Source organism: Pelagicoccus mobilis (assembly GCF_016595505.1).
Classification (GTDB): Bacteria; Verrucomicrobiota; Verrucomicrobiia; order Opitutales; family Opitutaceae; genus Pelagicoccus; species Pelagicoccus mobilis.
This window is the reverse complement of sequence record NZ_JAENIL010000032.1, coordinates 81055-95382: the sequence shown is the minus strand read 5'-3', so window position 1 is coordinate 95382 and position 14328 is coordinate 81055. Positions and strand designations below refer to the sequence as shown.

8 protein-coding genes are annotated in these 14328 nt (G+C 55.9%); 4 read left to right on the top strand and 4 right to left on the bottom strand.

Features of this window, described 5'->3' with window-relative positions; translation table 11 throughout:
- Positions 1 to 83 precede the first annotated feature (83 nt).
- Together JIN87_RS17150 and ligA are read right to left on the bottom strand one after the other, a co-directional pair.
- Positions 84 to 1664 carry a methyl-accepting chemotaxis protein gene (locus tag JIN87_RS17150; RefSeq protein WP_200356823.1) on the bottom strand — a complete coding sequence of 527 codons (1581 nt, stop codon included), beginning with the start codon at positions 1662 to 1664 and terminating at the stop codon, positions 84 to 86.
- A 458-nt stretch (positions 1665 to 2122) separates the two neighbouring features.
- Positions 2123 to 4147 (bottom strand): NAD-dependent DNA ligase LigA, encoded by a 2025-nt coding sequence (ligA, locus tag JIN87_RS17145; RefSeq protein WP_200356822.1) that lies wholly within the window; start codon positions 4145 to 4147, stop codon positions 2123 to 2125.
- 246 nt (positions 4148 to 4393) lie between these two features.
- Here ligA and JIN87_RS17140 point away from each other — a divergent pair, with 246 nt between their 5' ends.
- The gene (locus JIN87_RS17140; protein ID WP_200356821.1) at positions 4394 to 5890 is read left to right on the top strand and encodes a hybrid sensor histidine kinase/response regulator; all 1497 of its coding nucleotides are present in this window, start codon (positions 4394 to 4396) and stop codon (positions 5888 to 5890) included.
- A 52-nt stretch (positions 5891 to 5942) separates the two neighbouring features.
- Here the strand turns inward: JIN87_RS17140 and JIN87_RS17135 are convergent, their stop codons facing one another.
- Positions 5943 to 6359 carry a VanZ family protein gene (locus JIN87_RS17135; protein ID WP_200356820.1) on the bottom strand — a complete coding sequence of 139 codons (417 nt, stop codon included), beginning with the start codon at positions 6357 to 6359 and terminating at the stop codon, positions 5943 to 5945.
- 319 nt (positions 6360 to 6678) lie between these two features.
- Here JIN87_RS17135 and JIN87_RS17130 point away from each other — a divergent pair, with 319 nt between their 5' ends.
- The 3 genes from JIN87_RS17130 (at position 6679) to JIN87_RS17120 (ending at position 12777) form a co-directional block, all read left to right on the top strand.
- Complete coding sequence (locus tag JIN87_RS17130) at positions 6679 to 9426, top strand: PSD1 and planctomycete cytochrome C domain-containing protein (RefSeq protein WP_200356819.1); 2748 nt, start codon at positions 6679 to 6681, stop codon at positions 9424 to 9426.
- Between the two features lie 51 nt (positions 9427 to 9477).
- Positions 9478 to 10986 carry a DUF1501 domain-containing protein gene (locus tag JIN87_RS17125; protein WP_200356818.1) on the top strand — a complete coding sequence of 503 codons (1509 nt, stop codon included), beginning with the start codon at positions 9478 to 9480 and terminating at the stop codon, positions 10984 to 10986.
- Positions 10987 to 11298: 312 nt separating this feature from the next.
- The gene (locus JIN87_RS17120; RefSeq protein WP_200356817.1) at positions 11299 to 12777 is read left to right on the top strand and encodes a c-type cytochrome domain-containing protein; all 1479 of its coding nucleotides are present in this window, start codon (positions 11299 to 11301) and stop codon (positions 12775 to 12777) included.
- 155 nt (positions 12778 to 12932) lie between these two features.
- Here JIN87_RS17120 and JIN87_RS17115 read toward each other — a convergent pair whose 3' ends face one another.
- Positions 12933 to 14306 carry a Gfo/Idh/MocA family protein gene (locus tag JIN87_RS17115; RefSeq protein WP_200356816.1) on the bottom strand — a complete coding sequence of 458 codons (1374 nt, stop codon included), beginning with the start codon at positions 14304 to 14306 and terminating at the stop codon, positions 12933 to 12935.
- Positions 14307 to 14328 lie beyond the last annotated feature (22 nt).

The following is a 14328-nucleotide window of genomic DNA, read 5'->3' as shown; positions in this document are numbered from 1 at the left end:
TTCGAGTCAGAGCCTTACGCTAAAGACTCCGCCCGTCTCGAAAAGATCGATACAAGCGTCGCTTGCATCCCCTCAAGCTGCTGCTAGCGCTCCCAAAGGTCAAAGTCGTTAGAATCCGTCTGAGCGCTTACAGCCACGGGTTCCGCGCCAACCGCTTTTGCAGGCTGCACAGTTGGCGACCACGATTGAGCTGCTCTTGCGCTCCGCTGAGAAACGCTTTCAGAATCAGCTCCTTCGACCAGAGCGATCAATCGCTGGGCATAATCCTTCAACTGAACCGCCTGAGTGTTCATTTCCTGAGCGGAAGTTGCGTTCTCCTCAGAAGCCGCCGCCGCTTCCTGAACCTTACCGTCGATTTCTCTTACGCTAGAATTGATCTGACGAATCCCTTGAGCTTGTTCCTGAGAGGACTCGGCGATCTGCTCCATCAAACTCGCCACTTGGTCGATCTGAGACGCTACGCCTTCAAACGAAGTACCCGTTTCCGTCACGATCGATTCGCTTTGCTGAATACTATTTACGGACTGTTCGATCAAACTTCCAGTATCTCTGGCAGCTTCAGCGGCACGCATAGCCAGACTGCGTACTTCATCAGCAACTACAGCAAATCCCGCACCCGCCTCACCCGCGCGAGCCGCCTCAACAGCGGCATTCAATGCGAGGATGTTCGTTTGGAAGGCGATTTCATCAATCGTCTGAACGATCTTGGAAGTCTGATCACTTGTCTCCGAAACGATCTTCATCGACTTCGTCAATTCCTCCATCTGAGCATTCGAGCGCGAAATCGTCTGGCTCGCGTTCTTCATCAAGTCATTGGCTTCGATCGAACCAGATGAGTTCTTTTCTGTCATGGCCGACATCTCCTCGAGTGCTGATGAAATCTCCTCGACGCCAGCAGCTTGGCTCGTAGTTCCATCAGACATACGTTCACTGGTAAGCGATACGAAATTGGACGAGTTTGCCACGTGCTCGGATGAGCTACTCAAGCCCTGAATTATGGTTCCGATGGGCTTCACGACCGAACGTCGTACAAAAAACATGACAAAGCAAATCGCTAAAATGGCTCCAACACCGCCAGCGACAGTAGCCGATTGAGTAAATGAAACAGTGCTTTCCAAAGCGGCCTCACGCACGACTAGCAACTCGGCCTCCATTTCGATGAAATTGGCAATCTCCGCACGGAACGAATCGAAGTATTTCTTGCCGCGAGCTTCGCCCACCACAGCTGCAACTTCATCCATCGTCTTTGAGCTCCCAACTTCGCGGCGAAAAGCGATCATCGGCTCGACGATTTCGCGCTGCCATTCATTGATGATACTTCGAACGTTATCGAGCCGCTGGACCTGAGTCGGGTTGTCGTCTACCGTTCGCTGCAGGTCGTCTACCAAAGTCGAGAAACGCTCCTTGCCTCCGTGATAGGGTTCCAGGAACTCATCCTTCCCCGCCAAAAGAAATCCTCGCATGCCCGTTTCCATGTCGACTGCCGCTCCAACAATGTTCTGCGCATGCCGGATCACCTTGTGCGTATGGTCGACCCAGCCACTGTCCTCTTTCATAGAGGATACCGACACAAATGCGATCGCGCTTACGATCGTGAAGATCACCACAGGAATGGCGTTCAACGCCAAAAGCTTACCATTGAGAGTGAGTTTGTTAAGATTCATATTTCCGATTTCTAGACGCCTTAATTCTGATCCAAATCCCCTTGCTTCAGAGCCTCACTCACATCCCACAGGGGATAAAATCGGGATCAGCAAAAGAGAAAAACGATACGGCAGAGCACACTGCCGCGGGGCTTCCCGCTCGAAACACGGTTTTCTGGGTCAAAAGCATGAGTTCCTATTGGTGTTCAATTCGCCCGGGCAAAGGGCAAGGTAGGTGGTCACCTAAACCTTCGTCCAATCCCGGCATTCCTTTAGCCCCCACTCCCTACTCCCCAGCCCTCGCTCTAGGTAGATGCGGCCAAAAAGTAAGTAGAGACACGCGCTCAAAAATTTGGCAAAAGAGGCATTCACCCCCGGGGTAAAGCCGTCAAGACCGTGATTGCCGCAAGCTGCAATTCGCTGCACGGGAAAATCGTACCGAAATCCTCCCTAGACGCATTTACAGCATATTCAAACCTCTAGACGCTCGTTGCCGAACCCGCCATCTCCAGCAGCCTCGCCTCGTCGATCACCGGCACTCCCAGCGATTCGGCTTTCGCTAGTTTCGAACCCGCCGCTTCTCCCGCGACCAGAAAATCCGTCTTTTTGCTCACGCTCCCGGCGACCTTCCCGCCTTTACTCTCTACGATCGCCTTGGCTTCGCTTCGCTTGAGACTCGGCAGGGTTCCCGTGATAACAAAGGTCTTCCCAGCGAAAATCGCCTCCGCTTCGCTAATTTTCTCTGGAGCAACGGGATTCATTCCCGCTTCGAACAGAGATACCAATACCGCCTTGTTCTTTTCATCAGCGAAGTAAGCCCGTATCCCGTTCGCAGTCTTCTCGCCAATCCCGTCAACCTCGATCAACTGCTCCAGCGACGCGCCCTCCAGCTCCTTTACTCCGCCAAAGGCCTTGGCAAGGTCCTTGGCTGCGGCAGCTCCCACCTGAGGGATCCCCAAACCATGCAACAGTCGCCACAGCTCGACGCCCTTACTCGCCTCGATCGCCGCCACTAGATTCCAAGCGGATTTTTCAGCAAATTTCTCCAGCTCCAACAACTGCTCGAACTCCAAGCGATAGATGTCTGAAATATTGGATACCTTTCCAGTCGCCACCAATTGATCGACCACCGCTTCGCCCAGTCCCTCGATATCCAAGCATTGACGCGAAGCATAGTGCTCCAGACGACCACGAACCTGATCCGGACACTCGATATTCAAGCAACGAACCGCGACCTCTCCCTCAATCTTGCTAACAGGAGTGCCGCAGGCGGGACACGTTTCGGGGAAAACAAAGGGTTCGCTCCCTTCCAGCCGCTTCTCCGTCAACACACGCACTACAGCAGGAATGATCTCGCCCGCCTTTTCGATCATCACCGAGTCTCCGATCCTCACATCCTTACGAGCCATCTCCTCCTGGTTGTGTAGTGTCGCTCTAGATACAGTCGTTCCTGCCAGCTGCACCGGCTCGAGCTCCGCCACTGGAGTCAACGCTCCCGTACGACCGACCTGAATCGTGATGCTGTTTAAAATAGTTTCCGCCTGCTCCGCCGCATATTTAACCGCGATCGCCCATCGAGGCGCTTTAGAAGTCGCCCCTAAAAGATCTTGCTGGCGAAAGCTATCGAGCTTCACCACCGCTCCATCCGTCGGATACGCAAAGCCTTGGCGAATCTCGTCGAGCTCCTCGACGGCCGCCCATGCAGCCTCCGCCCCTTCGACCTCCCAGAATCGCTCCACAATCGGCAGCCCCCAATCGATCAACTGCTTCCGGTATTCACTCTGCGAGGACACCACTACCGGTCGGCACTCGCCCAAGCCATACAGCACAATATCGAGCTTTCGTTTGGCCACCTCCTCCCGATCCAGCATCTTCACGGTCCCAGCGGCCAGATTTCTCGGATTCTTAAACTCCTCGAGCCCTTGCTCCCTCCGTTCGACATTCAAACGCTCGAACTCCTCGTCATGCATGAAAATCTCGCCGCGAATCTCAATCAGATCCGGCAACACCGTTCCTTCCAAGCGAGTCGGCAACCGCTCGATAAAACGAACGTTCGCCGTAATGTCGTCCCCCTCGATCCCATTTCCGCGCGTGACTGCACGTACCAGTTCGCCGTTCTCGTAGGTCACGCTCACCGCAACTCCGTCGATCTTCGGCTCCACTGTCATGCGAGCGCTCTTCCCTTCGATCTCGAGACCTTTCTCCACGCGCCCAACAAATGCCACGAACTCCTCCTGCGAGTACGTATTGTCCAAGCTCTGCATCGGCTGCAAATGCCGGTAGCTAGCGAAACCATCCACTCGATCGTCACCAACAGCCAAACTCGGCGAGTCCCCCAGCGGCAACTCCGGATTGGCCGATTCGAGTTCCGCCAACTCACGCTTCAACGCGTCGTAGTCGAAGTCGCTGATCTCCGGCTCCGCCTGACGATAATACAGTTCGTCATGTCGACGAACCGCCGAGCGGAGTTCTTCAATTCGTTTCAGATCGGAGGCCTTACTCATAGATTCCCGATTAGAATTGGCTAAATCTCAGGTGGCAAGCCGCCGAATATACAAATGACCGAATCCCGCAAAGACCCTGCCGAGAGACGGTCAAACCGTTCTCTAAGCAGTTTTTCTCGAATGCTTTACACTTCAATCCTTTGCTCATTCGAGAACTTTGACTATGCTGAAGTTCCTCCCATTCGGCATCGTCACAAAATTCCACTCTCCACCAGCCGACTCACCGATCCTCCAAATCCCTCCCTTATGAAGATTCTCGTCGTAGACGATAGCTCCACCACTCGCAGCCGCATCCGCAAAGAACTCCTCGCCAGCGGGCACGAAGTCGTCGAGGCAGCCAGCGGAGACGAAGCCCTAGAAAAGATCCCCGAACTCGAGCCAGAGCTCATAACCCTCGACGTCGACATGCCAGGCCTCGACGGCTACGAGACTTGCTACCGCATCAGAAACGGAGGCGTCCCCAAAGCCTTCTCGGAACTTCCCATCATTTTCATCACGGCTAACGACACCATTCAATCCCGCCAAAAGGGCTACCAAGCGGGCGGCAACGAATACATGTCGAAACCTTTCCTCCCCGGGGAACTGAGCATGGCCATCGAACGCGCCCAGAAGGCGCACGACGGTATCCGCGGCCACACCGTGCTCGTGGTCGACGACAGCTCATCAATCCGCTCCCTCCTTACCATCGGCCTAAGGGCGAAGGGACTCAACGTGATCGGAGCCTCCAACGGCAAGGCCGCTATCGAAGCCCTCAAAAAGGAAGCCGACAAGATAGACCTCGTCATCACCGACTACCTCATGCCGGAAATGGACGGAGACGAGCTCTGCCACAAGATCCGCAACGAGCTCGGCTACCGCGACCTCCCCATTATCTTCCTCTCCAGTCTCGGCGAAAAGGACCACATCCTCAAAATGTTCCGCGCAGGAGCCTCCGACTTCATCGTCAAACCCTTCTCGCTCGACGAAGTCCAAGCTCGGGCCGCCGTTCATATCAATTCCAAGATTCTCGGCGACCAGCTCCGCAGCAACGTCTCCGAGCTCAAGCGAGCCCACACCATGAAGGACAAGTTCCTCTCCATCTGCTCGCACGACCTACGCGCCCCGCTCGCCGGCATCCAAGGGTTCGCCGACCTCATGCTCTTCGACGAAGAGCTTTCAGAGGAAAACCTCGAGTATCTCCAGCACATCAAGTCCTCCGCCGATTTCCTCAACTCCATCATCGGCGACCTGCTCGAGCTCGGCCGCGTCCAGTCAGACGGCTCCAGCCTCGAGCTCAAGCCCGTCCAGCTCGCCTCCCAGATCGAGTCCTGCATCAGCAATCTCCAGCACATGGCCTCTCCCAAAAAGATTCGCCTCACCCTGGATACCGCTGGCGAAACCGATCAACGCCTCACCGTCGCCGGCGACAAAAACGCCCTCAAACGCATTTTCAACAACCTCATCTCCAACTCCATCAAGTTCAGCCATCCCGGCAGCGAGGTCGGCGTAAAATTCACACGCAACGACTCCACCAAAAAACTCCACGTCTCCGTTATCGACGCCGGAATCGGCATCCCCGAGGACAAGATCGACGGTCTCTTCGACCCCTCCGCCCGCACCTCTCAGGTCGGCACTTCCGGCGAACAAAGCTTCGGACTCGGCATGGTCATCGTAAAACAGCTCATCGACCAGCACCGCGCCGAAGTCTCCGTCAAAAGCAAAAAAGACGTCGGCACCACAGTCACCGTCTCCTTCCCCTGCTAAGTTTAGCAACGGCGACGCTCACCGTAGCCGCTCAGAGCAGGAGGTCCGCTTCTCACTTCCTGCTCCAAATCTCCCATTCCAGCAGCCGGCGGTACCAGCCCCAGTTGCGATACACAAAGATCGCGACAGCCGCTCCTGCGGCATCAGCTACCCAATCCAGCACATCGAAGCTGCGATCCGGATTGAAAAACTGCAGAACCTCGTCCGCCAACGCGTAAAGCATCGCTCCAGCGAACGCCCATACCCAACGCCGATGTTCCAAAAATCGGATACGAATCCGGCGAAACATCAAAGTACCCAAAAGTCCGAACACGAAAAAGTGGGCCACCTTGTCGAAACCGATAATCTTCGGCCCCGCCGGAACTCCGGAAAAGTGCGAGCTGACGAACAAAACCGCCATCACCCCGATCGCAGGCGCCCAAAGGCGTCTTTGGCTGTATCGAGTCTCGGGTCCCGCAATCGTCGTCATCGGGGCAAGCAATGAACATCCCGCTTCTCGAGCCAATCAAAATCGCCTCGATCCAGATCGCTAGTTCGACTTTTGCGCACCCTACTATTCCTCGAACGTTTTGCCCCTCACCACTTAAATCAAATTTTACATAGAACAGGCAACTAGACTCCTAAACTAGGGCATCTAGAAAATCATTTTTGAACAACATCCTGTGCCAGAAAGGCCAAAAAGTGCATAAAAACGCACGTGTAAACGGGTTCTAATCTGAAGTATAAGTTAAGATGTCGCAGGGAAAACGATTCTTCCCCCACCCCAAACACCATTTCGACTTCGCTTCATGCAGTACCCTAGAAAGTTTCTCGGCACCCTAGCCGCATGTCTGACCGCTAGCGCTACCGCCCTCTTTGCCCAGAGCCCCGTGGACTACCACACTCAAATCGAGCCCATCCTCGAGTCACGATGCTACCGATGCCACGGCCCAGACAAGCAGGAGTCAAATCTGCGACTCGACCGCCGCATCTCCATGCTCAAAGGAGGCGACCTCGGTGCCCTCGTTCTCGTGCCCGGACACCCTGAAGAAGGAGAGCTCCTCAAACGCCTCAAGAGCGACGACCTGGAATTCCGCATGCCACGCGAGGGAGCGCCGCTCGATCCCTCCGAAATCGCCCTCATCGAGCAATGGGTTAAAGAAGGCGCCAAATGGCCGGGCCAAATGGATGCCAAGGAGGAAAAGAAGACCACCGATCTCTGGTCCCTCCAGCCAATCGAAAAGTCAGCCATACCAGCAAACGGCTCCGCCAACCCCATCGACGCCTTTCTCCAAGAAAAGCTCTCCGAACACGATCTGACTCCCAATCCCGCTGCAGAGCCGCACACCCTCATCCGCCGAGCCTCCATCGTACTCACCGGTCTTCCCGCTGCCCCCGAGCGTATCGAAAAGTTCGCTACCGATTTCAAAGCCAATCCCGACCAAGCGTATCAAGAACTTCTAGACGAGCTCTTCGCCTCACCCCACTACGGAGAACGTTGGGCTCAACACTGGCTAGACACCATCCGCTGGGCCGAGACCACCGGGTACGAAAGCAACGAATTTCGAAAAAACGCCTGGCCCTACCGCGACTACGTCGTCGAATCTTTCAACCAAGACAAACCCTACGACCAGTTCGTCAAAGAGCAGATCGCAGGTGATACCCTCGGAAACGACCTCGGCATGGGCCTCCTCGTCGCCGGTCCCCACGCACCCGCCTCCACCGTAGGCCAGCAACCGGCTGATATCAAACAAGCACGCTTCGACCGCCTCGACGAAACCATCCAAAGCGTGAGCTCCTCCATGATGGGGCTCACCTTCGCTTGCGCTCGCTGCCACAGTCACAAGTTCGACCCCATCTCCATCAAGGACTACTATTCCATGGCCGCTGTCTTCAACGACATCGAGTACGACTACCGCACCCCTGATCTACCCGCGGAGCATCCGCGCTCCGCAGCAGGCCAGCGAATCATGAGCGCCATAGCTCAAGAACGCTCCCAATTCGAAAACAAGCAAGGCTGGGTCGAAAAGTGGCCCGACCACCTCAAAGTCCACTTCCCGGAGTCCACCACCAAATCGATCCGCCTCAACTTCAAGCCGGGCAACTTCTCCCTCGACGAAATCCAGCTCTACGCCAGCGCCACTTCTACCCAAAACCTCACTCAGCAAGACGGTATCCAAATATCCAGCTCTAAAAAGGAAGAACACGCCACCCGCCCCGTCGACTACCTCATCGACGACCGCCTCGACAACTTCTTCGTCTGGAAACACAAGAAAGGCGAGAGCGTATCAACTCCTTGGGTACGAATCGATTTCAACGACGAGCAAACACTCTCTCGAGCCGAGCTCAGCGTCAATCGCCTCGCCCACTACGGCTGGCAGTACATGGTCAACAAGAAGGGCGAAACTGTCGGAGGCGAAGTCCCATGGTCATTCCAAAGCATCGAAGTCCTCAAGCAGGACGGCACATGGCTAACCGTCGTCGACGCCGAACAAATTGAGAAAAACCCAGAAAGCCAACAACGCATCGACCGCCTCAACGAACTCGCTCTCGAGCACGACAAAGAAGCGCCTCCGCCAGTCTTCATCGGCAAGCTAATCAAGCCCACCAAAATGCACGTAATGTACCGTGGCAGCCCCACCTCCCCACGTGCGGAAGTCACTCCCATGGCCATGGAAATACTTGACGGCGACTTCGGACAAAGCAGCGACACCCCCGGCCCAGAACGCCGTGCCGCCTTTGCCGATTGGCTTACAGCTCCAGACAACCCGCTCACTTCTCGCGTGATGGTCAACCGCCTCTGGCACCAAGTCTTCGGCACCGGCATCGTCAGCACACCAAGCGATTTCGGCAAGGCCGGCGGCACTCCCTCTCACCCCGAACTCATCGACTGGCTCGCCTCCGACCTGATGGACAACGGATGGTCGATCAAGTACGCCCTTCGCCAAATGCTCTCCAGCGACGCGTTCCGCCGCTCAAGTGCACCTTCCGAGCAATGGTCTTCAGTCGACTCCGACACCCGCCTGCTCTGGCGCTTTCCTCCACGTTGGCTTGAAGCCGAAGTATTAAGAGATTCAATACTCCTCGCTGCGGGCACCATTGACCTGACCCCAGGAGGGCTCGGCTACCACATCTACCAGCCCAAGCTCCGCTACGACCAGTGGAAAGTCGTCGACAACTATGGCCCGCACACCTGGCGCCGCATGCTGTACCAACAGAGAATGCGACGCGTGGACGACCAAATGTTCACCGCCTTCGACTTCCCCGACTGCGCTCAGATCCAAAGCAAACGCACTCGTTCCACCACTCCGCTGCAAGCGCTCAATCTCATGAACGGCAATCTCGTCGTTCAGCAAGCAGAACATCTCGCAAAACGTGCCACCGAAGAAGCAGGCCCCGTACTAGACGACCAACTACGCCACATGTTCATGCTCACCATCGGTCGTCAACCAGAAACCGACGAACTCGACGTCACACGCGCCCTCGCCAACACCAACGGCCTACCTTCCGTAGCCCGCACCCTCTATAACCTCAACGAATTCTTCTACCTCAACTAACAGGAGGGCAATGCTCCGTCATTGCCGCACCGTGAAAGCCATTTCAGCCAAATGAACAAACCAGACCCCACCAAGCTCTCCCTCTTCGGCCAGCACCTCCTCGACCGCCGCAAGTTCCTACGCGACACCGCCAGCCTCGTCGGTAGCTTCTCGCTGCTCAACCTTCTACAAAACGACGGGCTACTCGCCTCGGAAATCGGCCTCTCCAGCGACAAGACCCCTATCCGACCCGTCATCGATCCCAACAATCCTTACGCCTCTCGGCCACCCCACTTCGATCCCGCGGCCAAGCAGTTGCTCATCATCTTTTGCGCCGGAGCCGTAAGCCATGTAGACACTTTCGACTACAAGCCAGAGCTTTCAAAATTCCACGGCATGAAGCCGCCTGGAATGCCCGCCGTCACCTTCGAAGGCCCTTCCGGAAACATACACAAACCCTTCTGGGACTTCAGCCCCCGAGGCCAATCCGGAAAAATGGTCTCCGATCTTCTGCCCAACCTCGGCGGCATGGTCGACGACTTCTCCTTCTTCCACGCCCTCCACAGCGAGACCTCCGCCCACCCGACCGCGGAAAACTTCATGTCGACAGGTTTCACCTTCGAAGGATTCCCGTCTATCGGCTCCTGGGTCTCCTACGCCCTCGGCACAGAAAACCAAGAACTGCCCGCCTTCGTCGCCATCAACGACCCACGCGGCATGCCACGCTCCGCCAAAAACAACTGGGGCAACGGCTTCCTCCCCGCCTCCTTCCAAGGCACCAATTTCTCAGCCGCCTCGCCCATTCCCAACATCGCGACGCCGGACTCCATCAGCGACGCCCACAACAAAGCCACCGTCGACGCGATCGAACGCCTCAACGCCAAGCACCTCGAGAAAAATCCCGGCGACTCAGAGCTCGCCGCCCGGATTGCCTCCTACGAACTGGCTGGCAAGATGCAACTCTCAGTCCCCGAGCTCACCAATATCGACGGCGAGCCCGACTACGTTCTCAAGGAATACGGAGCCGACAGCTCCAATGAATTAAAAAGTGGATACGCAAAAAACTGTATCCTCGCACGCCGCATGATCGAAAAGGGCGTACGCTGCGTACAGCTCTTCAACGGCTCCGATGCCTCCGGCGGCAACGGCGTCACCAACTGGGACTCCCACGGCAACATTCACAAAACCCACGGCATGCAAGCCGAGATCATGGACCAGCCAACCGCCGCCCTACTCAAAGACCTCAAACGACGCGGGCTCCTGGAAGACACCCTCGTCGTTTGGTGCACCGAGTTCGGACGCATGCCCTTCCTGCAAGCCAACGGCACCGGCCGCGACCACAATGCCGAAGCCTTCACCAGCTTCATGATGGGCGCCGGCGTCAAAAAAGGCTTCTCCTACGGACGCAGCGACGAATTCGGCTTCAAGGCAATCGAAGGCAAAACCTCCGTCTACGACTTCAACGCCACCATTCTACACCTGCTCGGCCTCGACCACGAACGACTCAGTTTCTACAACAACGGTCTCGAACGCCGCCTCACCAACGTCCACGGCCACGTAGTAAAAGACGTCCTCGCCTAATAAAGGTAGGGCGTGCCCGCCGCGGCACGCCTAAACAGAACAAACTCAGGCGCCCCCGGAGGGCTACGCTCCGTCGTAGCCTCCCTAAACCAAATTCATCCCCCATCACTCCCCCCTCGGAGGGCAACGCTCCGTCGTTGCCACCCACAACCAAATCCGCCACCCGTCACGCCCCCCCTAAAAACAGTTAAACAAAATCCACCCTTGTCCCATCTGCTCGGACCTTCCTAATACCCAACCACACATCAAGAAACCAAGATCCCTTCCAACGCATTCCCTGGGGCCTAGCGCCCGACGCCTTCCCTTTCCTTCATGAAACGAGCACTTGCCACCCTCTACCTCCTCTTAGCCGCCCTCTTCGCCTTCGCGCCCCTGCTCTTCGAAGCCGGCGAAGAAGCCAGCTCTCCATGGACGCCGTTCATAGCAAGCTTCCACCCGCTCGTACTCCACCTCCCCATCGGCCTCGTCGCCGCAGTGCTCGCCCTCGAGTTCGCCAGCATTTTCAACAAGCACGCTGAAACGGGCGCTCGTAACTTCCTCTGGTTCCTCACCGCTCTCACCGCATCCCTCTCCTTTGCGACTGGCTACCTCCTCGGCGAAGAAGGCGGCTACGAAAAGGAGCTCCTTAACGACCACCTCTGGGCTGCCGGCATTTTCACTTCCATCTGCTGGTCGACCCTTGCGGTCAACATTCTCAAGAAAAACGGTTTCATCCGATTCCTCTCCCTCATCGCCATCACTGCGACCCTCGTTCTGGCAAGCCATCCCGGCGGCCTCATGGTCCACGGAGATCCCTTCGCCAACGCTCCTTGGCTAGCCGAAGAGGAAGAGACGTCACCAGAAGCCCAATACGGGATCCTGCCACTCGTACCAGATCCATTCAATCCCTACACGGACGTCGTCCACCCTATCATCGACGCCAAATGCGTCTCTTGCCACGGACCGAAAAAGAAAAAAGGGAAGCTGCGCGTCGATACCTACGAAGCCCTCATGCTCGGTGGGGATTTCGGTCCCTGCATCGAACCAGGCGACAGCTATGAAAGCCTCTTCGTCGAACTCATGGAGCTACCGATGGATGACGAAGAGCACATGCCTCCGGAAGACGAGCACCAGATGACTCAAGAGGAAATCGACGTCATCAAGTGGTGGATTGACGAGGGAGCAAAAGCGGATGTCGTCATGGCCCGAGCTGAAGCGCCCGCAGCCATCCTCCCCTTCCTCGTCACCGGTTACCGCCTACTTCCCGAGCCTACCGAAGAGGAGCTAGCTGAAGCCGCAGAAGAAGAAGCTCGCAAAGCCGATGAAGCCAACCGCGGCAATGTCGAAGCCCTCCTAGAGACCGTCAGCGCAGAAGTCCGCGACTCCGTCCAGTTCATGAGCCTCACCTCCTCCAAGCTCCGCTTCAAACCAAACGGCAAAGCCGAAGACTTCGACAACGACGCCCTAGAGGCCACAAAAGAGCTCGTCCCAAATTTCGTACGTATCGATCTTTCCGATACCGCTATCAGCAACAATGCTCTCAAGCACCTGAAAAACGCTGAGCGACTAGAGATTCTCTCCCTTCGCAATACCGAAGTCGATGAGGACGCCCTCGAGCATTTGGAAGACCTCGAGAACCTAGAGTCCCTCAACCTCTACGGCACGCCAACGGGCGACGATATCCTCAAAGAACTCCCCACGCTCCCAAATCTCCGAACCCTCTACCTCGGTGAAACAAAAATCTCAACAGAGACGATCGCCAAGCTCCAAACCAAACACCCCGAGGTAGAAATCATCGGCGACCTAAGATAAAATCCATAATCTTTGGCCCCTACAGTCTAAGGTAGCGGCCGCTGTCCCAGCGGCCATTCACAACCTTCTCCACTGTGGTCCGTTGAGGACTAGCATCAGACGAAAAAAGCCTCCCCGAAACAGGGAGGCTTTTGTGCAAAAGAGTTAACGAGCGACTAGCCGTTCATTGTCCACCCCTTGCGGTAAGGCTTGGTCAGATACTGATTCGCGCTCGCGAGGTTGGTGATCTTACCCTTCTTACCATCGTAAGTAAGGGATTCGCCAATACCCGCCCGGTAGCCTACCAGTCCTAGACACATCGTCTCGATCATGTTCGCGCTGTATTCAAAGTTACACGCAGTCTTTGAGGGATCGCCTTGCTTACAAGCACTTGTCCACTGCTCCTGGAAGTTGTCGATCGGCGGGATCTGATCACTCTTCTTGCGTGGCGTGTAGTAGGACAAGTCTGCATTGCTTCCAAACGGATAGAGCATACGGCTTCGGAAGTCAGCGATGATGAAGCCCTTGTCTCCCTTGAAGAAAGCTCCGTGACCAATCTTGTTCAGATCGACCCACTTCGACGGTGACTTTGGCATCGCTCCACCTTGGTACCAAGTTACGCGGAGCTTATCACGCCAGCTATTCTTCGGGAAAATGAAGGACGAAGTAAGATTAACAGGAGTCACGTCCGGGTTGAAAGCCTCCGGAGAGCTCACCTTCACACTGTCTGGCAGATCGGCGTCGATCACATTCCAGATCAAATCCATGGTATGGCTTCCCATATCGCCCATTTGGCCAATGCCAAAGTCCCAGTACATGTTCCATTGGAGACAGTTCGCACCTGGTCGGCCCACAAAGTACTCAGGATTGTATGGGTGATCTGGAGACGGTCCGAGCCAAAGATCCCAGTCGAGACCGGCCGGCGGCTTGCCCGCTGCTGGAAGATAGCCTGGCTTTGGAATCTGACGATTACCCCAGACATGCACGTCCTTGAGAGTGCCGATCGCTCCATCGAGGATCATCTCGCGCAAGCGTGGGAAATTCTCCATCGCATGACGCTGCATCCCTACCTGAGTAGCGAGCTTCTTCTTTTTCTTGAGATAAGTCTTACGAACGATGCGAGCCTCCTCGACCGTGATAGCCAACGGCTTCTCCATGTAGCAATGGAGGTCCCGATTCAGCGCCCAGTTCGAGATAAACGCATGGTGATGGTCCGGCGTACAACAAAGCACCGCGTCGATCCCCTTGTGGTCGATACACTTTCTCCAGTCCGTATAAGCTTTCGCCTTTGGAAACTCCTTTTGAGCAAACGCCAAGTTTTCCGCGCTCACGTCACAGATCGCGACCACGTTTTCATTGTGCAAGGTCTGGTAGTGCGCCTTCGCGCGTCCATACGCCCCGATGAGAGCGATATTGAGCTTGTTGTTCGCGGAGGTCTTCCCGAACAGAGAGCCACTGGGCATCATCATGAAGCCGGCACCAGCTACCGCGCTTTTTTGAATGAAACTACGACGGCTTGTCGCTGAGTTGGTCGATGGGGTGTCTTTCATAGCAAATCCTTTATGTCCTTAA

Coding starts and splice junctions, on each gene's coding strand:
- JIN87_RS17125 (WP_200356818.1), top strand. CDS start 9,478: ATGAACAAACCAGACCCCACCAAGCTCTCCCTCTTCGGCCAGCACCTC.
- JIN87_RS17115 (WP_200356816.1), bottom strand. CDS start 14,306: ATGAAAGACACCCCATCGACCAACTCAGCGACAAGCCGTCGTAGTTTC.
- JIN87_RS17135 (WP_200356820.1), bottom strand. CDS start 6,359: ATGACGACGATTGCGGGACCCGAGACTCGATACAGCCAAAGACGCCTT.
- JIN87_RS17150 (WP_200356823.1), bottom strand. CDS start 1,664: ATGAATCTTAACAAACTCACTCTCAATGGTAAGCTTTTGGCGTTGAAC.
- JIN87_RS17120 (WP_200356817.1), top strand. CDS start 11,299: ATGAAACGAGCACTTGCCACCCTCTACCTCCTCTTAGCCGCCCTCTTC.
- ligA (WP_200356822.1), bottom strand. CDS start 4,147: ATGAGTAAGGCCTCCGATCTGAAACGAATTGAAGAACTCCGCTCGGCG.
- JIN87_RS17140 (WP_200356821.1), top strand. CDS start 4,394: ATGAAGATTCTCGTCGTAGACGATAGCTCCACCACTCGCAGCCGCATC.
- JIN87_RS17130 (WP_200356819.1), top strand. CDS start 6,679: ATGCAGTACCCTAGAAAGTTTCTCGGCACCCTAGCCGCATGTCTGACC.